This window comes from Streptomyces sp. NPDC014734, from assembly GCF_043083325.1.
GTDB lineage: Bacteria > Actinomycetota > Actinomycetes > Streptomycetales > Streptomycetaceae > Streptomyces.
In genome coordinates, this window is the sequence record NZ_JBIBYN010000013.1 from 9,697 (window position 1) to 28,910 (window position 19,214).

General features: G+C 71.1%; 14 protein-coding genes. 7 read left to right on the forward strand and 7 right to left on the reverse strand.

Annotation, left to right across the window (positions count from 1 at the left end; translation table 11 throughout):
* Nucleotides 1-208: 208 nt before the first annotated feature.
* Nucleotides 209-1,975 (reverse strand): proteasome ATPase, encoded by a 1,767-nt coding sequence (gene arc / locus ACF1CT_RS21065; protein ID WP_391785422.1) that lies wholly within the window; start codon nucleotides 1,973-1,975, stop codon nucleotides 209-211.
* A 241-nt stretch (nucleotides 1,976-2,216) separates the two neighbouring features.
* Between arc and ACF1CT_RS21070 the strand changes: the two genes are divergently transcribed.
* A complete protein-coding gene (locus ACF1CT_RS21070; RefSeq protein WP_391785423.1) occupies nucleotides 2,217-2,528 on the forward strand; it encodes a ferredoxin in 312 nt (103 codons plus the stop codon).
* Nucleotides 2,529-2,553: 25 nt separating this feature from the next.
* Here ACF1CT_RS21070 and ACF1CT_RS21075 read toward each other — a convergent pair whose 3' ends face one another.
* The 3 genes from ACF1CT_RS21075 to ACF1CT_RS21085 all read right to left on the reverse strand — a co-directional run bounded on the left by ACF1CT_RS21075 (nucleotide 2,554) and on the right by ACF1CT_RS21085 (nucleotide 5,600).
* Entirely contained in the window at nucleotides 2,554-3,129 is a 576-nt protein-coding gene (locus ACF1CT_RS21075; protein WP_391785424.1) for a hypothetical protein, read from the reverse strand.
* Between the two features lie 240 nt (nucleotides 3,130-3,369).
* Nucleotides 3,370-4,278, reverse strand: a complete 909-nt coding sequence (locus tag ACF1CT_RS21080) for a tRNA (adenine-N1)-methyltransferase (RefSeq protein ID WP_391785425.1) — start codon at nucleotides 4,276-4,278, stop codon at nucleotides 3,370-3,372.
* A 74-nt stretch (nucleotides 4,279-4,352) separates the two neighbouring features.
* Nucleotides 4,353-5,600, reverse strand: a complete 1,248-nt coding sequence (locus ACF1CT_RS21085; RefSeq protein ID WP_391785585.1) for a site-2 protease family protein — start codon at nucleotides 5,598-5,600, stop codon at nucleotides 4,353-4,355.
* A 171-nt stretch (nucleotides 5,601-5,771) separates the two neighbouring features.
* Between ACF1CT_RS21085 and ACF1CT_RS21090 the strand changes: the two genes are divergently transcribed.
* Complete coding sequence (locus tag ACF1CT_RS21090) at nucleotides 5,772-6,617, forward strand: RecB family exonuclease (RefSeq protein WP_391785586.1); 846 nt, start codon at nucleotides 5,772-5,774, stop codon at nucleotides 6,615-6,617.
* Nucleotides 6,618-6,627: 10 nt separating this feature from the next.
* Nucleotides 6,628-7,299 carry a response regulator gene (locus ACF1CT_RS21095; RefSeq protein WP_391785426.1) on the forward strand — a complete coding sequence of 224 codons (672 nt, stop codon included), beginning with the start codon at nucleotides 6,628-6,630 and terminating at the stop codon, nucleotides 7,297-7,299.
* A 126-nt stretch (nucleotides 7,300-7,425) separates the two neighbouring features.
* Here ACF1CT_RS21095 and ACF1CT_RS21100 read toward each other — a convergent pair whose 3' ends face one another.
* The 3 genes from ACF1CT_RS21100 to metH form a co-directional block, all read right to left on the reverse strand.
* The gene (locus ACF1CT_RS21100) at nucleotides 7,426-9,027 is read right to left on the reverse strand and encodes an ABC transporter substrate-binding protein (protein WP_391785427.1); all 1,602 of its coding nucleotides are present in this window, start codon (nucleotides 9,025-9,027) and stop codon (nucleotides 7,426-7,428) included.
* A 331-nt stretch (nucleotides 9,028-9,358) separates the two neighbouring features.
* Entirely contained in the window at nucleotides 9,359-10,060 is a 702-nt protein-coding gene (locus ACF1CT_RS21105; RefSeq protein ID WP_391785428.1) for an HAD family hydrolase, read from the reverse strand.
* 120 nt (nucleotides 10,061-10,180) lie between these two features.
* A complete protein-coding gene (gene metH, locus ACF1CT_RS21110) occupies nucleotides 10,181-13,693 on the reverse strand; it encodes a methionine synthase (protein ID WP_391785429.1) in 3,513 nt (1,170 codons plus the stop codon).
* 239 nt (nucleotides 13,694-13,932) lie between these two features.
* Between metH and ACF1CT_RS21115 the strand changes: the two genes are divergently transcribed.
* The 4 genes from ACF1CT_RS21115 to ACF1CT_RS21130 all read left to right on the forward strand — a co-directional run bounded on the left by ACF1CT_RS21115 (nucleotide 13,933) and on the right by ACF1CT_RS21130 (nucleotide 19,097).
* Entirely contained in the window at nucleotides 13,933-14,697 is a 765-nt protein-coding gene (locus ACF1CT_RS21115; protein WP_391785430.1) for an IclR family transcriptional regulator, read from the forward strand.
* Between the two features lie 386 nt (nucleotides 14,698-15,083).
* Complete coding sequence (locus ACF1CT_RS21120) at nucleotides 15,084-15,875, forward strand: MIP/aquaporin family protein (RefSeq protein WP_391785431.1); 792 nt, start codon at nucleotides 15,084-15,086, stop codon at nucleotides 15,873-15,875.
* Nucleotides 15,876-15,945: 70 nt separating this feature from the next.
* Complete coding sequence (gene glpK, locus ACF1CT_RS21125) at nucleotides 15,946-17,481, forward strand: glycerol kinase GlpK (protein ID WP_391785432.1); 1,536 nt, start codon at nucleotides 15,946-15,948, stop codon at nucleotides 17,479-17,481.
* 5 nt (nucleotides 17,482-17,486) lie between these two features.
* Nucleotides 17,487-19,097: an FAD-dependent oxidoreductase gene (locus ACF1CT_RS21130; protein ID WP_391785433.1), complete on the forward strand. Its 1,611-nt coding sequence runs from the start codon at nucleotides 17,487-17,489 to the stop codon at nucleotides 19,095-19,097.
* The last annotated feature ends 117 nt before the right edge of the window (nucleotides 19,098-19,214 follow it).

Sequence of the window (19,214 nt, forward strand, 5' to 3'; positions counted from 1 at the left end):
TAGGCCCGCCCGTGTCGCGCCGCGGGGTGGGGGGGTAGATCATTTCCGTCTTTGCGGGGGTGGCGGGGGGGGGGGCCGCAAAACCCCCCGGGGGGGGGGGGCCGGGCGGCCCCCCCGCAGCCGGGGTGTTTCCGAGAGCGGGTTCCGGAGGAAGTGCCGCCCGCACGGGGCGGGCGGCACTTGCGGAACGCGCCCTACGGGACGGCCCTCAGAGATACTGTCCGGTATTCGCGACCGTGTCGATGGACCGGCCGGTGTCCGCGCCCTGCTTTCCGGTGACGAGAGTGCGGATGAATACGATCCGCTCGCCCTTCTTGCCGGAGATGCGGGCCCAGTCGTCCGGGTTCGTGGTGTTCGGCAGGTCCTCGTTCTCCTTGAACTCGTCCACGCAGGCCTGGAGGAGATGGGAGACGCGCAGGCCCTTCTGGCCCTGTTCGAGAAATGCCTTGATGGCCATTTTCTTGGCCCGGTCGACGATGTTCTGGATCATCGCGCCGGAATTGAAGTCCTTGAAGTAGAGGACTTCCTTGTCGCCGTTGGCGTACGTGACCTCAAGGAACCGGTTCTCCTCGGACTCGGTGTACATCCGCTCGACGACCGACTGGATCATGGCGTGCGCGGCCGATTCCCTGGAACCGGAATGCTCCGCGACGTCGTCCGCGTGCAGCGGCAGCGAAGGAGTGAGGTACTTCGCGAAGATGTCCTTCGCGGCCTCCGCGTCGGGGCGCTCGATCTTGATCTTCACGTCGAGCCGGCCGGGGCGCAGGATCGCGGGGTCGATCATGTCCTCGCGGTTGGAGGCGCCGATGACGATGACGTTCTCCAGGCCCTCGACGCCGTCGATCTCGGCGAGAAGCTGGGGGACGATGGTGTTCTCCACGTCCGAGCTGACGCCCGACCCCCGGGTGCGGAAGAGGGACTCCATCTCGTCGAAGAAGACGATGACGGGGGTGCCCTCGCTCGCCTTCTCACGGGCACGCTGGAAGACCAGACGGATGTGCCGCTCGGTCTCGCCGACGTACTTGTTGAGGAGCTCCGGACCCTTGATGTTGAGGAAGTAGCTCTTGCCCGCGGGCTGGCCGGTGACCTCGGCGACCTTCTTGGCAAGGGAGTTGGCGACGGCCTTGGCGATGAGCGTCTTGCCGCAACCGGGCGGACCGTAGAGCAGGATGCCCTTCGGGGGCCGCAGTTCGTGTTCCTTGAAGAGGTCGGGGTGGAGGTAGGGAAGCTCGACCGCGTCCCGGATCAGCTCGATCTGGTCTCCCAGGCCGCCGATCCGGTCGTAGTCGATGTCCGGCACCTCTTCGAGGACGAGCTCCTCGACCTCGCTCTTGGGAACGACTTCGTAGACGTAGCCGGACCTGGGTTCGAGCAGCAGGGCGTCACCGGGGCGGATGGTGATGTCCAGCAGGGGCTCGGCGAGCCGTACCACCCGTTCCTCGTCGGTGTGCCCGATGACCAGGGCCCGCTCGCCGTCCTCCAGGATTTCCTTGAGGGTGACGATGTCCCCGGCCCGCTCGAATTCCATGGCGTCGACCACGTTGAGCGCTTCGTTGAGCATGACTTCCTGGCCGCGCCGGAGGTCGCCGAGCTCGACACCGGGACTGACATTCACCCGGAGCTTTCGGCCCCCGGTGAAAATGTCGCAGGTACCGTCCTCGTTGCCCTGCAGAAACACACCGAATCCGGCCGGCGGCTGTGCGAGCCGGTCGACTTCCTCCTTGAGGGCCACGATCTGGTCGCGGGCCTCACGGAGTGTGTTGGCGAGCCGCTCGTTCTGCGCGGACACGCCCGCCAGGTTGGTCTGCAACTCGACGATCCGCTCTTCGAGAATCCTCGTATGGCGCGGAGAGTCGGCGAGCTTACGTCGCAGGACGGCGATTTCCTGCTCGAGATAGGCGACCTGGCCGGCTGGGTCTTCGGACCCCCGCCCGGGCCGGATGCCGCGGTTGATGTCGTCGTCGTGGGCTGCCACGGTCCTCACCTCCTCCAAGGGGAGCTGGACGCTTCCTGACCCTACCTGGGTGGGTGATGATTGAAACCCCTAGATCACAAAGACTGCGAGGCGTGTCCGATCTTCACCCTTGCGTTCCCCCTCGTGTCAGGGGAATACCCACCCTTCAACATCGGAAAGCGGCCGGTTGTATCGTCGAAGCGTTCAACACCCGTCAGCGCTGGCCACTTTTGGTTCGGACACGCAGGGAACGACAGGAGAAATGACCGTGCAGCAGGACGCGCCCACCGGAGGCGACGCGCAGGACCTGGAGGTCTGGATCGACCAGGACCTCTGCACGGGCGACGGCATCTGCGTGCAGTACGCGCCCGAGGTGTTCGAGCTGGACATCGACGGTCTGGCGTACGTGAAGAGCGCCGAGGACGAACTGCTCCAGGCCCCGGGCGCCACCACGCCCGTGTCGCTGCCGCTGCTCCAGGACGTCGTCGACTCGGCCAAGGAGTGCCCCGGCGAGTGCATTCACGTACGCCGTGTCGCGGACGGCGTCGAGGTGTATGGCCCCGAGGCCGCCTGACCCGCCGGGGAGCCCCCGCGGGCTCTCAGACGGTGTCCGTCGCGGCCTTCCCGGCGGTGCGGACGAAGGCTCCGCCCTGCCAGCGCCAGGTGACGTACTCCTTCTGATCGGGGCAGCAGGAGGGCACGTCGTCGGACGAGTAGCCGAGCAGTGTGGCCGAGACGACTCCGTCACGCACCGCGAGGTCACCGGCACTCAGCCGCTGGGCGGGGTCCACCAGGGTCGCCACGATCCGGGGTGCGGCCCCGCTTCCGCGTGTCAGGACGTAGACGCCGCTGGGCGGGGTGCCGGACCCGGCGGCGCAGTGGACCACCGCGACCGTCTCGGGGCGGCCGTCGCCGTCCAGGTCGCCGCTCGCCCGTCCGGCGACGGTGTATCCCCGGCCCGCGCAGTCCAGGGGGTAGCTCACCGCCCGGGGATCGGGGGCGGGCGCCGTGCCGTGCCGCGCGGCGACGCGGTGGGGGGTCTGGGCGGAGGCCGCGGGGTCCGGCTGGAGCAGCCCCGCGGCGGCGACGACGGCGGCCATGGCCGCCGCGGTGGCGAGCCAGTGCAGCGGCCTGGCGTCGGTGTGCGCGAGATCCGGGAGCTCGGAGGGCTGCACGCGGGATGTCTCCTGGGGTTCCTGTGGATCGAGGACGCCGGGGCCGCTGCCGCCGGTGGGCGTCCGCGGTGGCGTGGGAGTGGCCAGCATCGTGCCACACCGGACCGGACGGCGGAACGGTGGGGTCGGCGCGGATGCCCGTCCGTCCTGGCAACGAAAGGGCGTCGTCGCCGAGTTCCCGGGTCGGTCCGGGAACTCGGCGACGACGCCGGTATGTTGTCGCGCGCCTCTCGGCCGAGGTCAGTCGCGCGAGGAGGAGCCGCTCCGGCTGCCCGGGCCGTCGTAGTCCTCGCCGTAGGCGCCCTTGGCGGGGCGGCGGCGGCGCAGCGGGGGCTCCACTCCGTCGGCGAGGCGGCGGGCGGTGACGAGGAAGCCGGTGTGTCCGATCATCCGGTGGTCCGGGCGGACGGCCAGGCCCTCGACGTGCCAGTTGCGGATCATCGACTCCCAGGGCTGCGGTTCGGCGAAGCAGCCGATCTCGCGGATGGATTCGACGGTCCGGGCGAGCTGGGTGGTGGTCGCGACGTAGGCGCAGAGGATGCCGCCGGGCACCAGCGCCTTGGAGACGGCCTCCAGGCACTCCCAGGGGGCGAGCATGTCCAGGATGACCCGGTCGACGTCGGTGTCCGAGAGGTTGTCCTGGAGGTCGCCGACGGTCAGCTGCCAGGCGGGGTGCGGTTCGCCGAAGTAGCGTTCCACGTTCTGGCGGGCGATCTCGGCGAAGTCCTCGCGGCGCTCGTAGGAGTGCAGCATGCCCTGGTCGCCGATGGCGCGGAGCAGGAAGGTGGAGAGCGATCCGGAGCCGACGCCGGCCTCCACGACGCGGGCGCCGGGGAAGATGTCGGCGAAGGCCAGGATCTGCCCCGCGTCCTTGGGGTAGACCACGGCGGCGCCGCGGGGCATGGACAGGACGTAGTCGGGGAGCAGGGGGCGCAGCGCGAGATAGGCGACGTTTCCCGTGGTTCGGACAACACTGCCCTCGGGGGCACCGATCAGCTCGTCGTGCGGGAAGGAACCCTTGTGGGTGTGGAAGTTCTTTCCGGCTTCGAGCGTGAAGGTGTAGTGGCGTCCCTTGGGATCGGTGAGCTGGACCTGGTCCCCGACCTTGAAGGGCCCGCGTCGGCGGGCGGCACCGGTCGGTTCAGACATGTGACCAGCCTACCGGTGATCCGGGGCGCCCCGACCGCGCGCCCGGGCGGACGCCGGGTGGGCGGGCCGTGCGGTCAGGCGGCCGGCCTGGCCAGTGCGGCGACGAAGGCCCGCTCGACGTCCGCGGTGGACAGCACCCCGTAGATCTCGCCGGTCTCCTCCAGGACGAGGTACTCGGTGGCGGGGCTCTCCCTGAGCCGGTCCAGCAGTGCTTCGCCGGTCAGCTCGGCGGAGACCTTCATGCCCTCGGTGAGGTCCTGGGCGAGACCGCTCACGGCGACCCAGGGGCGCCGGTGCTCGGGCACCGAGACGATGGCCGCCTCCCGGACGACGCCGGTCGGCTCGCCGTGGCCGTCGACGACGACCAGGGCCCTGGCCCCCGCCGCGTTGGCCCGGCGCAGGGCCTCGGACAGCGGGGTGTCCGACTCCACCGGGACGGCGCGCCGGGTCAGGGTGCGGGCGCTCAGCTCGGGGAGGTGTTCGCGCAGTCGCGCCATGCGCAGGCTGTTGCCGGCGCCGGTCCAGATGATGGCGGCGAGGATGGCGGCGAGCAGCGCGTCGGTGATGGTCTCCATGCCGCTGAGGTCGCGGGGGTCGTTCCCGAAGGAGCCGCTGTGGGTGAGCAGCGGGAGACCGATGAGGGTGACGACGGCGAGGGCCCGGCCGACCCAGGCGGCGGCCACGGTACCGCTCATCGGGCGGCCGGTGATCTTCCAGACGACGGCGCGGAGCATGCGGCCGCCGTCCAGCGGCAGCCCGGGAAGCAGGTTGAACGCGGCCACCAGGAGGTTGGAGACCATCAGTCCGGCGAGGAGGACACCGGGCACGGTGCCGGGTTCGACGAACTTCATCCCGGCGTAGAAGACACCGGCGAGCACCAGGGAGAGCAGTGGGCCGACGAAGGCGAGCAGGAATTCGCGGCCGGGGGTCTCGGACTCCTTCTCGATCTCGGAGACGCCGCCGAAGAACTGGAGCTGGATGCGGCGCACCGGGAGCCGGTAGTGCAGGGCCACGACCGTGTGGGCGAGTTCGTGGACGAGCACGGAGGCGTAGAAGGCGATCGCGAAGAAGAGGGAGACCAGGTAGCGGGCCGCGCCGAGTTCGGGCAGCACCCGTTCGAGCTGGCCGCCGAAGACCCAGGTGATGAGCGCGGCGACCACGAACCAGCTGGGCGCGACGTACACGGGCACGCCGAAGGGACGGCCCATGAGGAGGCCGCCACCGGGTTCGGGGCGTCGCGGTCCGTCCTTGCCGGGGCCGGTGCCGGGGGGCGGTTCCCCCGCGCCGGGCTGCGGGCGCCCGCTGTCGCCGCTGTCGTCCACGAGGTCCCTTCGGTCGGTGCCCTGCCGCACGATCATGCCGTGTGCGGGGGTGTGTGGTCGATGGTAAGCCGCCGGATGTCGGTGGCGGGCCGTAGGGTCTTCGGCATGACCTCCCTGCCGCGGCCCGCTCAGCCGCCCTCGTCCCTCTCGCCGTCGCGGGCCGGCGATTTCATGCAGTGTCCTCTGCTGTACCGCTTCCGGGTCATCGACAAACTGCCCGAGAAGCCCAGTGAGGCGGCTACCCGGGGCACGCTGGTGCACGCGGTGCTGGAGCGGCTCTTCGACGCCCCGGCGGCGGACCGCACGGCGGGCAGGGCCACGGCGCTGATCCCCGCCCAGTGGGACCGGCTGCTGGAGTCGAGGCCGGAGCTGTCGGAGCTGTTCGCGCAGGACGCCGGGGGCGAGCGGCTGGCGCGGTGGCTCTCGGAGGCGGAGCGGCTGGTGGAGCGGTGGTTCTCGCTGGAGGATCCGACGCGTCTGGAGCCCGCCGAGCGTGAGCTGTTCGTCGAGACGGAGCTGGAGTCGGGGCTGCGGCTGCGCGGGGTGATCGACCGGATCGACGTGGCGCCGACGGGCGAGGTCCGGATCGTCGACTACAAGACGGGGAAGGCCCCGCGCCCGGAGTACGCGGAGGGCGCGCTCTTCCAGATGAAGTTCTACGCCCTGGTGATCCGGCGGCTGAAGGGCGTGGTGCCGCGCCGGCTCCAGCTCGTCTATCTCGGCAGTGGTGACGTGCTGACGTACGACCCGGTGGAGGCGGACCTGGAGCGGGTCGAGCGGAAGCTGCTGGCCCTGTGGGACGCGATCCGGGTCGCGACGGAGACGGGAGAGTGGCGGCCCCGGCCGACGAAGCTCTGCGGATGGTGCGACCATCAGTCGTTCTGTCCCGAATTCGGCGGGACTCCCCCGGTCTACCCGTTGTCGGTACGCCCGGCGGAGTCCGGGCAGGGTGTCCAGGGCAGAATGGTTCCGGCCCGCGGCGAGGCCGCCGGGCCCGTGACCGTCGAAGGACCTTAGAGGAGACCTTGTGGCAATCCGCGTCCTGCTGGTCGATGACCAGCCGCTGCTGCGCACCGGCTTCCGGATGATCCTGGAGGCGGAGGGCGATCTCGCGGTGGTGGGCGAGGCCGGTGACGGTCTCCAGGCTCTCGACCAGGTGCGGGCGCTGCAGCCCGATGTGGTGCTGATGGACATCCGCATGCCGCGGATGGACGGTGTGGAGGCGACGCGCCAGATCACCGGTCCGGGCCGGGACGGTCCGGCGAAGGTGCTGGTGCTGACCACCTTCGATCTCGACGAGTACGTGGTGGAGGCGCTGCGTGCCGGCGCCAGCGGCTTCCTGCTGAAGGACGCCCCGGCCAATGAGCTGGTGCAGGCGATCCGGGTGGTCGCGGCGGGCGAGGCGATGCTGGCTCCGAGTGTCACCCGCAGGCTGCTCGACAAGTACGCGGACCACCTGCCGTCCGGCGAGGAGCCGGTGCCCGACGCGCTGAACACGCTGACCGACCGCGAGGTCGAGGTGCTGAAGCTGGTGGCGCGCGGCCTGTCGAACGCGGAGATCGCCGCGGACCTGTTCGTCAGTGAGACGACGGTGAAGACGCACGTGGGTCATGTGCTGACCAAGCTCGGTCTGCGCGACCGGGTGCAGGCGGCCGTGTACGCGTACGAGAGCGGGCTGGTGCGTCCCGGCGCCCAGTGAGGCGCTCCGGGCCGGGGCGGCGGCCCCGGCGGCTCGGGGGCGGGCTGGTGCCGCCATCGGTCCCGCCGATCACCTGCCGGGCGTCCGGCGGGACCGCCGGGGAGACGGGGGCCGGGCCGTCGCGTCTCAGTCGGTGCCGTGTCCCAGCTCCCACAGTCGGAGGTCGGCGGAGGCGTTGACCGCCCATTCGACGCCGGTGAGGCCCTCGCGGGAGGCCACGTACTGCTTTCCCTGCCAGATGGGCAGGACGGGGACGTCGGCGGCGACGATGTCCTGGAGCCGCTTGAACGTCGGCGCCGCGGCGCCGCGGTCGGGTTCGCGGCGGGACAGCGGAATGAGCGTCTTGCGCGCCAGGTCCGATGTGTAGGGCGAGTTGAGGAAGTTGTTCCGGTCGAGGAACGGGGCGATGAAGTTGTCGGGGTCCGGGAAGTCGGGGAACCAGCCGAATCCGTAGACGGCGTAGTCCCCGCGCACCTGCGCGGGGCGGTAGTCGGCCCAGGCGGTGCCCTCGGTCTTCACGTCGAACAGTCCGGTGTCGTTGAACTGCTTCGCGAGGACGTCGAACTCGGCGGCGGTGGCGGTGCCGAAGTGGTCGGTCGCGTAGTGCAGGGTGAGCTTCACGGGGGTGCGGACGCCCGCCTTCCGCAGGATCGCGGCGGCCTTCGCGGTGCTGGGTTCGCCGTAGGTGTCGTAGAACGAGCTGGTGTGGCCGGCGACGCCGGCCGGTATCAGCGAGTACAGCGGGTCGGTCGTGGTGCCGTACACCTCGCTCGCGATCTCACCGCGGTCGACGACCTGGGCCATGGCCCGGCGGACCGCCTTGTCCCCCGCGACCGGGGCGTCGGTGTCGAAACCGAGGTAGCGGATGGCGAGACCGGGCAGCTCGGTCAGGCGGATGCCGTCCTTCGGATGTTCGAGCAGCCGCCGTGACTGCTCGGGCGCCATGGTGCGGGTCATCATGTCGATCTTCTTGTCGTCGAGGGCCTTCCCCATCGCCTTCGCGTCGGGGAAGAGGTCCAGTTCGACCTTGTCGTTCCGGAGGGTCAGGCCCCCCTTGTAGCGGGGGTTCCTGGTGAAGAGGACCTTGACGGCCCGGTGGTGCTCGACCCGGGCCTTCATGGTGTACGGGCCGGAACCGTCCACCTGGAATCCGGTGCGGGCGGACGCGGCCGGGTACCTGCCCGGCTGCACGATGCCGGCGACCGGGGTGGCGAGCTTGTACGGGAACGTCGCGTCCGGCGCGCGGAGGTGGAAGACGACCTCGCGCTCGCCCCGCGTCTCGACCGTGTCGATGTTGGCCAGCAGGGCGACGGGGCCGTTGGGGGCGGCGATGCGGATGACGCGGTCGATGGAGTACTTCACGTCGTCGGCGGTGAGCGGCCGGCCGTCCGCGAAGGTGAGACCGGTGCGCAGCTTGCAGCGGTAGCTCTCGTTCTGCGTGTCCGAGAAGCCGCAGCTCTCCGCGGCCTCGGGCACCGGCGCGCCGCCTCCGCGCGGCACGCGCGTCAGCGTCTGCAGGGTCTGGCGGAGCACGTTCCACACGCCCGCCTCGTAGCCGATCGCCGGGTCGAGCGGCGCGGGACCGCTCCCGGGGGCCGCGAGCCGGTCCGTGACGCCCACCACGACGGTGGACCCGCCGCCGCTCCCGTCGTCCGACGCTCCGCAGCCGGCGAGTACGGGCACGAGCAGGCCCGCGACGGCCGGCAGCACCAGGTTTCTGCGGTTCATCTCGGTCGTTCTCCCTCGTCCGGCCACAGGGGCGGTTCCGTAGGGAGAGCGACATTAGTGGGCGTCGGGCGCGAGGCCGGACCGCGGTCGCCGGTCATGACGTCGACCCGTTGCGGGAAAAGACTGCGTGCCGCTTTCCCCACCCCTGAGCTTTTCCGCCGAAAGGGCATCGAACAGGACATCCGGCCGCCCGTTGACGGGCATCACGGAATGGTTCGAAGTGCCGCCGGGGCGTGTTTTCGTGACAAAGCCCATACGCGCGGCCCCCGTCCTCCCGCGGGTTCCTTCCTCCCGCGGCCCCGTTCCGTTCCACGGGCTCCCGAGGCGCGGATCACCGCGTTCCGGTGATCAGTCCCCGGAGGAACGCGAGATCGACCTCCTCCAGCGACCGGACGACCGCGCGGCCGTTCGCGGGGGCGATCGGCGCGACGGACGGGACGGCGACCACCCGGCAGCCCGCGGCCTCCGCGGCGGCCACGCCCGTCGCGGTGTCCTCGATGACCGCGCAGTACCCGGGCTCCGCCCCGAAGCCGGAGGCCGCGGTCAGGTAGGGCTCCGGGTGCGGCTTGGTGCGGGTGACCTCGTCGCCCGCGACGGTGAGGGCGAAGTGGTGGTGCCCCACCGAGTCCAGCACCCGGTCGATGATCCGCCGGTGCGAGGCGGAGACCAGGGCGGTGGGGATGTCGTGCCGGGCCAGCTCGGCGAGCAGCCGCTCGGCACCGGGCATCAGCGGCACACCGCGGCCGAGACGCTTCTCGAAGCCGTCGTTGAGCAGCACGGTGAGCTCCGGAAGGGTGATGTCCGCTCCGGTGACGTCCATCAGGTATCCGGCGCTGCGGGTCATCGGTCCGCCCACGACCACCTCGCGCCACGCCTCGTCGAGCTGGTGCCCGAGTTCCGCGAAGACCTCCACCTCGGCGTCCCACCAGAAGCCCTCGGTGTCGACGAGGGTCCCGTCCATGTCGAGCAGGACGGCCTGCAGCGCGGCGCCTTCCGCCGTGCGGGTCATGGACGCGGGGACCGTACTGGTCATCCGGCACACCTTCCGTGAGGGACGAGAAGGCCGGCCGCCATTTCCCGTGGGAAGGGCGACCGGCCTGCACTGGACCGACAAGTGTACGTCGTGCGGGGCCACCGCGCGTCGAACGGCGTCCTACCGCGCGTTGAAGTACTTCGCCTCGGGGTGGTGGATGACGATCGCGTCGGTGGACTGCTCCGGGTGCAGCTGGAACTCCTCCGAGAGGTGCACCCCGATCCGCTCGGGCCGCAGCAGTTCGGCGATCTTCGCCCGGTCCTCCAGATCGGGGCAGGCCCCGTAGCCGAGCGAGAAGCGCGCGCCCCGGTACTTCAGCGCGAACATGTCCTCGACCTCGGCCGGGTCCTCGCCGCCGAAGCCGAGCTCGGAGCGGACCCGGGCGTGCCAGTACTCGGCGAGCGCCTCGGCGAGCTGCACGGACAGACCGTGCAGCTCCAGGTAGTCGCGGTAGGCGTTGGCCTCGAAGAGCTTGGCGGTCTCGCCGCCGATCTTCGAGCCGACGGTGACGACCTGGAGTCCGATCACGTCCGTCTCGCCGGACTCCTCGGGCCGGAAGAAGTCGGCGAGGCAGAGGCGCCGGCCGCGGCGCTGGCGCGGGAAGGTGAAGCGGGTGCGCTCGGAACCGTCCTCGTGGAGCAGGATCAGGTCGTCGCCCTTGGAGACGCACGGGAAATAGCCGTAGACCACGGCGGCTTCCAGCAGGTTCTCGGTGTGCAGCTTGTCGAGCCAGCCGCGCAGGTGCGGGCGGCCCTCGGTCTCCACGAGTTCCTCGTAGGTGGGGCCGTCGCCGGCGCGCGCCTGCTTGAGGCCCCACTGGCCCTTGAACAGGGCGCCCTCGTCCAGCCAGGACGCGTACTCCTTGAGCTGGATGCCCTTGACGACCCGGGTGCCCCGGAAGGGGGGCTCGGGGACGGGGTTGTCGACGGCGACGTCGGAACGGACGCCCTCCTCCGGCTCGTCGACCTCCAGCACGGCCGTGTCGCGCTTGGGCACCCGGCGCTGCTTGAGCTCGGGAAGGGCCGCCCCGGGGACGCCGCGCTTCACTGCGATCAGCGCGTCCATCAGGCGCAGGCCCTCGAACGCGTCGCGGGCGTAGCGGACCTCGCCCTCGTACAGCTCGTGCAGGTCCTGCTCGACATAGGCCCGGGTGAGCGCGGCGCCGCCGAGGATCACCGGGTAGACGGCGGCCAGCTTGCGCTGGTTCAGCTCCTCCAGGTTCTCCTTCATGATCACGGTGGACTTCACCAGGAGGCCGGACATGCCGATGACGTCGGCCCGGTGCTCCTCGGCGGCCTCCAGGATCGCGGAGACGGGCTGCTTGATGCCGAGGTTGACGACGTTGAAGCCGTTGTTGGACAGGATGATGTCGACGAGGTTCTTGCCGATGTCGTGGACGTCGCCGCGCACGGTGGCCAGGACGATGGTGCCCTTGCCCTCGGCGTCGGACTTCTCCATGTGCGGCTCCAGGTGGGCCACCGCGGACTTCATGACCTCGGCGGACTGGAGCACGAACGGCAGCTGCATCTGGCCGGAGCCGAAGAGCTCGCCGACCACCTTCATGCCGTCGAGCAGGGTGTCGTTGACGATGCCGAGGGCGGGGCGGGTGAGCAGGGCCTCGTCGAGGTCGGTCTCCAGCCCGTTCTTCTCACCGTCGATGATGCGGCGCTTGAGGCGCTCGTCGAGCGGCAGGGCGGCGAGCTCCTCGGCCTTGCCCGCCTTCATCGACTTGGTGCTGACGCCCTCGAAGAGCTCCATCAGTTTCTGGAGCGGGTCGTACCCCTCGGACCTGCGGTCGTACACCAGATCGAGGGCGACCTTCACCTGCTCCTCGTCGAGGCGCGCGATCGGAAGGATCTTGGAGGCGTGCACGATCGCGGAGTCGAGCCCGGCCTTGACGCACTCGTCGAGGAAGACCGAGTTGAGGACGGTGCGGGCGGCCGGGTTGAGCCCGAAGGAGATGTTGGACAGGCCGAGCGTGGTCTGTACGTCGGGGTGGCGCCTCTTCAGCTCGCGGATGGCACCGATGGTGGCGATGCCGTCGCCGCGGGACTCCTCCTGCCCGGTGCAGATGGTGAAGGTGAGGCAGTCGATGAGGATGTCCGACTCGTGGATGCCCCAGTTTCCGGTCAGGTCCGCGATCAGCCGCTCGGCGATGGCGACCTTGTGCTCGACGGTCCGGGCCTGGCCCTCCTCGTCGATGGTCAGGGCGATCAGCGCGGCGCCGTGCTCGGCGGCAAGCCCGGCGACCTTCGCGAAGCGCGACTCGGGTCCGTCGCCGTCCTCGTAGTTGACGGAGTTGAGGACGGCCCGGCCGCCGAGCTTCTCCAGCCCGGCGCGGAGGACCGGCACCTCGGTGGAGTCCAGCACGATCGGGAGGGTGGAGGCGGTGGCGAAACGCCCGGCCAGCTCCTCCATGTCGGCGACGCCGTCGCGGCCGACGTAGTCCACGCACAGGTCGAGCATGTGCGCGCCCTCGCGGATCTGGTCGCGCGCCATCTCCACGCAGTCGTCCCAGCGGGCCTCCAGCATCGCCTCGCGGAACTTCTTGGAGCCGTTGGCGTTCGTGCGCTCGCCGATCGCGAGGTACGAGGTGTCCTGGCGGAACGGGACGGTCTGGTAGAGGGACGCGGCGCCCGGCTCGGGGCGGGGATCGCGCGGGGCGATGTCCGCGCCGCGGACGCGCTCCACGAGTTCGCGCAGGTGGGCCGGGGTGGTGCCGCAGCAGCCGCCGACCAGGGAGAGGCCGTACTCCTGGACGAACGTCTCCTGGGCGTCGGCGAGGCCCTCGGGGCCGAGCGGGAAGTGCGCGCCGTCCTTGGTGAGCACCGGCAGGCCGGCGTTGGGCATGCAGAGCAGCGGGATGCGGGAGTGGCGCGTGAGGTAGCGCAGGTGCTCGCTCATCTCGGCGGGGCCGGTCGAGCAGTTGAGGCCGATCATGTCGACGCCCAGCGGTTCCAGCGCGGTCAGCGCGGCCCCGATCTCGGAGCCGAGCAGCATGGTCCCGGTGGTCTCGAACGCCAGCGAGCACAGCACCAGGAGGTCGCTGCCCAGCGCCTCCAGGGCCCGCCGGGCACCCAGCACGGCGGCCTTGGTCTGGAGGAGGTCCTGGGTCGTCTCGATGATCAGCGCGTCCGCGCCGCCGGCGATCAGGCCCTCGGCGTTCTGCTGGAAACCGTCGCGCAGCACGGTGTACGGGGCGTGTCCCAGCGTCGGCAGCTTGGTGCCGGGGCCGATGGAGCCGAGCACCCAGCGCTGCTGTCCGGTGGACGCGGTGAACTCGTCCGCGACCTCGCGGGCGATCCGGGCGCCGGACTCGGAGAGCTCGTGGATGCGGTCGGGGATGTCGTACTCGCCCAGGGCCGAGGCGTTGGCCCCGAAGGTGTTCGTCTCCACGCAGTCCACGCCGACGGCGAAGTACTCCCGGTGCACGGAGCGCACGATGTCGGGCCGCGTGATGTTCAGGATCTCGTTGCAGCCCTCAAGGTCCTGGAAGTCGTCGAGGGTGGGGTCCTGGGCCTGGAGCATGGTGCCCATGGCACCGTCGGCCACCACCACCCGGGTGGCGAGCGCTCGACGCAGGGCTTCTGCGCGGTTCCGGCTGTCGGCGGAAGGGGTCGGCAACGAGGCCATGGATGTGCTCCCTGGAATGCGACGGCTGTCGGCTTTGCGCCCTCGGTGGAGGCCGCACCACGCCAGCGTAGCCGGGCGGCGGCCGGGGCTGTCACTCCGTCCCACGAACCGGACGGCATGCTGTGCGGGGCGATGTCCGGATCTCAGTGGTGCCGCGGTTTTCCTCCGTGATCGAGCGAGGGTCGACATCGGCCGATAGTGTTCAGCATTGTCGAACCGAGGTGGAGGAGTACGGCGCGATGGCCAAGAACATCCAGTCGCTGGAGCGGGCGGCGGCGATGCTGCGCCTGCTGGCAGGCGGTGAACGTCGGCTGGGCCTGTCCGACATCGCCTCTTCGCTGGGCCTGGCCAAGGGGACCGCGCACGGCATCCTGCGCACGCTCCAGCACGAGGGCTTCGTCGAACAGGACGCCGCGTCCGGCCGCTACCAGCTGGGCGCCGAGCTGCTGAGACTGGGCAACAGCTATCTGGACGTCCACGAACTGCGGGCCCGCGCCCTCGTCTGGACCGACGACCTGGCCCGCTCCAGCGGCGAGAGCGCCCACCTCGGGGTGCTCCACCAGCGGGGCGTGCTGATCGTCCACCACGTCTTCCGGCCCGACGACAGCCGCCAGGTCCTGGAGGTCGGCGCCATGCAGCCGCTGCACTCCACGGCCCTGGGCAAGGTGCTGGCGGCGTACGACCCGGTGGCGCACACCGAGGCCCTTGAGGTCGAGCGGGAGTGCTTCACCCCGCGCACGGTGACCGACGCGGAGGAGTTCGAGTCGCTGCTCGACCTGGTCCGGGCCCGCGGCTGGGCGGCGGACGTCGAGGAGACCTGGGAGGGGGTGGCCGCGGTGGCCGCACCGATCCACGACCGGCGCCGGATGCCGGTCGGCGCGGTGGCCGTGACGGGGGCGGTGGAGCGCGTCTGCGCGGACGGGGAACTGCGGCCCGAGCTGGTCGCGGCGGTGCGGGACTGCGCGCGGGCGGTCTCCCGGGACCTGGGCGCCCGGCGCTTCTGACCGGGCGGCGGCCCGGCCGCCGCACCCCTCGGCGACCGCGGCCCGTCGCCCACCGCACCCCTCGCCCGCCGTTCGTCGCCCGCGCCGCCCGTCGCCCACGCGCCCGCCCCGCCGCTTACCCGCCCCGCCGCCGGACGGCCGAGAGCGACGGGACCGCGACAGCCGGGGCGACGGTAACGATCGAGTTTTGCGCCACACAACTCTTGACGCCTGAATCACCTGGGGGAAGCATTGCCGTTCATCGGTCGGCATTGTCGAACAACTAACGGAAACAGGCGTTAGGGTGTGACAGCGCCATGGGCCGGACAACGCCCTCACCTGAGGGCGCGGACCACCGGAGGGACCCGGGGTTCGGCTTCCCTGGACCAAGGACAAAGGAGTCGCGGGTGTCCAGCTCCGACATCTTCATCGGCGAGACCATCGGTACCGCCGTGCTCATCCTGCTCGGCGGTGGGGTCTGTGCAGCCGTCACGCTCAAGCGCTCCAAGGCGCAGAACGCCGGCTGGCTCGCCGTCACCTTCGGCTGGGGTTTCGCCGTGCTGACCGGCGCGTACCTGGCCGGTGGCGTGTCCGGCGCGCACCTCAACCCGGCGGTGACGATCGGCCTCGCGATCGAGGGCGGCACGAAGTGGGGCGACGTGCCGGTGTACCTCGGCTCCCAGTTGCTCGGCGCGATGATCGGCGCCGTACTGGTCTGGCTGACGTACTACGGGCAGTTCCGGGCGCACCTCACGGATCCGGAGATCACGGGCGCCCAGTCGGGTGAGGAGGCCATGGTCGACCGGGCCGCGGCCCCGCAGGCGGGCCCGGTGCTGGGCGTCTTCTCGACCGGTCCCGAGATCCGGAACGCGGTGCAGAACCTCGTCACCGAGGTCATCGCCACCGTGGTGCTGGTGCTGGCGATCCTCACCCAGGGCCTCAACGACGACGGCAACGGCCTCGGCACGCTCGGCGCACTGGTCACCGCGCTGGTCGTCGTCGGCATCGGCCTCTCGCTCGGCGGCCCGACGGGATACGCGATCAACCCGGTTCGCGACCTCGGTCCGCGTATCGTGCACGCGCTGCTGCCACTGCCGAACAAGGGCGGTTCCGACTGGGGCTACGCGTGGATCCCGGTCGCCGGACCGCTCATCGGCGGCGCGATCGCGGGCGGACTCTACAACGTCGCCTTCGCGTGACCGCAACGCACAGCACCGCGACGTACCGAGCCGCACACCTCAGGACCACACAGACCTCCGGGAGCACACCGTGACCGACGCACACACCACCGGCCCGTTCATCGCGGCCATCGACCAGGGCACCACCTCCAGCCGCTGCATCGTCTTCGACAAGGACGGCCGGATCGTCTCCGTCGACCAGAAGGAGCACGAACAGATCTTCCCGAAGCCCGGCTGGGTCGAGCACGACGCGACCGAGATCTGGGAGAACGTCCAGGAGGTCGTGGCGGGCGCCGTCGTCAAGGCGGGCATCACCGCCGCCGACGTGAAGGCGATCGGCATCACCAACCAGCGCGAGACGACGCTGCTCTGGGACCGGCACACCGGTGAGCCCGTCCACAACGCGCTGGTCTGGCAGGACACCCGCACCGACGCGCTCTGCAAGGATCTCGGCCGCAACGTGGGCCAGGACAGGTTCCGCCGCGAGACCGGGCTGCCGCTCGCCTCCTACTTCGCCGGCCCCAAGGTCCGCTGGCTGCTGGACAACGTCGAGGGGCTGCGCGAGCGCGCCGAGCGCGGCGATCTCCTCTTCGGCACCATGGACTCCTGGATCATCTGGAACCTGACCGGCGGCACGGACGGCGGCGTCCACGTCACCGACGTCACCAACGCCTCGCGCACCCTCCTGATGAACCTGCACACCCTGGCGTGGGACAACAAGATCCTCACCTCCATGGAGATCCCGGCGGGCATCCTGCCCGAGATCCGCTCCTCCGCCGAGGTGTACGGCACCGCGAGGGGCGGCGTCCTGGACGGCGTCCCGGTCGCGTCCGCGCTCGGCGACCAGCAGGCCGCCCTGTTCGGCCAGACCTGCTTCTCCGAGGGCGAGGCCAAGTCCACGTACGGCACCGGCACCTTCATGCTGATGAACACCGGCGAACGCCCCGTCAACTCGTACAACGGGCTGCTGACGACGGTGGGGTACCGGATCGGCGACCAGAAGCCGGTCTACGCCCTGGAGGGCTCCATCGCCGTCACCGGTTCGCTGGTGCAGTGGATGCGCGACCAGATGGGGCTGATCAAGTCCGCGGCGGAGATCGAGACCCTGGCGTCCTCGGTGCAGGACAACGGCGGCACCTACTTCGTGCCCGCGTTCTCGGGCCTGTTCGCCCCGTACTGGCGCTCCGACGCCCGCGGCGTCATCGCCGGTCTGACCAGGTACGTCACCAAGGCGCACATCGCCCGTGCGGTCCTGGAGGCCACCGCCTGGCAGACCCGCGAGATCACCGACGCCATGACCAAGGACTCCGGCGTCGAGCTGGCCGCGCTGAAGGTCGACGGCGGCATGACGTCCAACAACCTGCTGATGCAGACGCTCGCCGACTTCCTGGACGCGCCCGTGGTGCGCCCGATGGTCGCCGAGACCACCTGCCTCGGCGCCGCCTACGCCGCCGGTCTCGCCGTCGGCTTCTGGCCGGACACCGACGCGCTGCGCGCCAACTGGCGCCGGGCCGCCGAGTGGACACCCCACATGGCCGCGGACATCCGCGACCGGGAGTACAAGAACTGGCTCAAGGCCGTGGAACGGACCATGGGCTGGATCGACGACAGCACAGTCGAGGAGTAAGAGCGATGAGCACCCCGCAGACCGTCCCGGCACTCGGGACACACCCGGCCTCCGGATCCCTTCCGAGCCGCGCCGAGACCCGGGAGCAGCTGGCCGGGGCGGCGTACGACCTCCTGGTGATCGGTGGCGGCATCCTGGGCATCTCCACGGCCTGGCACGCCGCGCAGTCCGGGCTGCGGGTGGCTCTGGTGGACGCCGGCGACTTCGCCGGCGCCACCTCCTCCGCCTCCTCCAAGCTGCTCCACGGCGGTCTGCGCTACCTGCAGACCGGTGCGGTGAAGCTGGTCGCCGAGAACCACTTCGAGCGCCGTGCGGTGTCCCGTCAGGTGGCCCCGCACCTGGCCAACCCCCTCACCTTCTACCTGCCGGTGTACAAGGGCGGCCCGCACGGCGCGGCCAAGCTCGGCGCGGGCGTGTTCGCGTACTCGGCGCTCTCCGCGTTCGGCGACGGGGTCGGGCACGTGATCAGCCCGGCCAGGGCGCGGCGCGACGTGCCGGAGCTGCGCACGGACGGGCTGCGGGCCGTCGCGGTCTACGGCGACGACCAGATGAACGACGCCCGGATGGCGCTGATGACGGTCCGCGCGGCCGTCGACGCGGGCGCGGTGGTGCTGAACCACGCGGCGGTCACCGGACTCCGGTTCACCCGGGGCCGGGTGACGGGCGCCGAGCTCCGGGACGGGGTGGACGGCACGGAGTTCGGTGTGAACGCCCGCCTCGTGCTGAACGCCACCGGCCCGTGGGTCGACCACCTGCGGAAGATGGAGGACCCGGGCGCGGCGCCGTCCATACGCCTGTCCAAGGGGGCCCACCTGGTGCTGAGGCGCACCCGCCCCTGGAAGGCGGCGCTCGCCACGCCCATCGACAAGTACCGCATCACGTTCGCCCTGCCCTGGGAGGACATGCTGCTGCTCGGCACGACGGACGAGGAGTACGAGGGCGATCCGGCGGACGTCGCGGTGAACGAGAAGGACACCGCGCAGATCCTGGACGAGGCGGCGTTCTCCATCAGGGACCAGCAGCTGTCGCGCGATCTGATCACGTACTCCTTCGCGGGGCTGCGGGTGCTGCCCGGAGGTCCGGGCGACACGTCCAAGGCCAAGCGCGAGACGGTCGTGACGGAGGGCCGCGGCGGCATGCTGTCGGTCGCGGGCGGCAAGTGGACGACGTTCCGCCACATCGGCCGCACGGTGATGAACAAGCTGGCCGCGCTTCCCGGGCATCCCCTGGCCGACGACATGGAGCCGATCGCGCGCCTGCCCAGGAAGCTCCCGCTGCCCGGCATCGCCAACCCGAACGCGGTGGCGCACCGGCTGCTGGTCGACGGCGGCGCGCCCGGTCCCCGGATGGCGGCCGACACCGCGCGGCACCTCGCCACGCACTACGGTTCGCTCTCCTTCGACATCGCGCGGCTGGCCAACGAGAACCCGGCGCTGGCCGAACGGATCCACCCGGACGCGCCGGAGATCTGGGCCCAGGTCGTCTACGCCCGCGACCACGAGTGGGCCGAGACCGCGGACGACGTGCTGCGCCGCCGCACCACGCTGACGATCCGGGGGCTGGCGACGGACGAGGTCCGGGCCGGTGTGGACGCCGTGCTCGGCGACCGGGGCTGACGGGGCGCGAGCGGCGGGGGGGGGGGGGGGCGGCCCGGCCCCCCCCCCCCCCCCCCCCCCGGCCGGGGGGGCCCCCCCCCCCCCCCCCACCACCCCCCCCCCCCCCCCGCCCCCCCC

What these genes read in the sequence shown, in the direction of transcription:
- ACF1CT_RS21070 (WP_391785423.1), top strand. Translation starts at nt 2,217, where the DNA reads ATGACCGTGCAGCAGGACGCGCCCACCGGAGGCGACGCGCAGGACCTG.
- ACF1CT_RS21080 (WP_391785425.1), bottom strand. Translation starts at nt 4,278, where the DNA reads ATGTCTGAACCGACCGGTGCCGCCCGCCGACGCGGGCCCTTCAAGGTC.
- ACF1CT_RS21090 (WP_391785586.1), top strand. Translation starts at nt 5,772, where the DNA reads ATGCAGTGTCCTCTGCTGTACCGCTTCCGGGTCATCGACAAACTGCCC.
- ACF1CT_RS21100 (WP_391785427.1), bottom strand. Translation starts at nt 9,027, where the DNA reads ATGAACCGCAGAAACCTGGTGCTGCCGGCCGTCGCGGGCCTGCTCGTG.
- ACF1CT_RS21105 (WP_391785428.1), bottom strand. Translation starts at nt 10,060, where the DNA reads ATGACCAGTACGGTCCCCGCGTCCATGACCCGCACGGCGGAAGGCGCC.
- metH (WP_391785429.1), bottom strand. Translation starts at nt 13,693, where the DNA reads ATGGCCTCGTTGCCGACCCCTTCCGCCGACAGCCGGAACCGCGCAGAA.
- ACF1CT_RS21115 (WP_391785430.1), top strand. Translation starts at nt 13,933, where the DNA reads ATGGCCAAGAACATCCAGTCGCTGGAGCGGGCGGCGGCGATGCTGCGC.
- ACF1CT_RS21130 (WP_391785433.1), top strand. Translation starts at nt 17,487, where the DNA reads ATGAGCACCCCGCAGACCGTCCCGGCACTCGGGACACACCCGGCCTCC.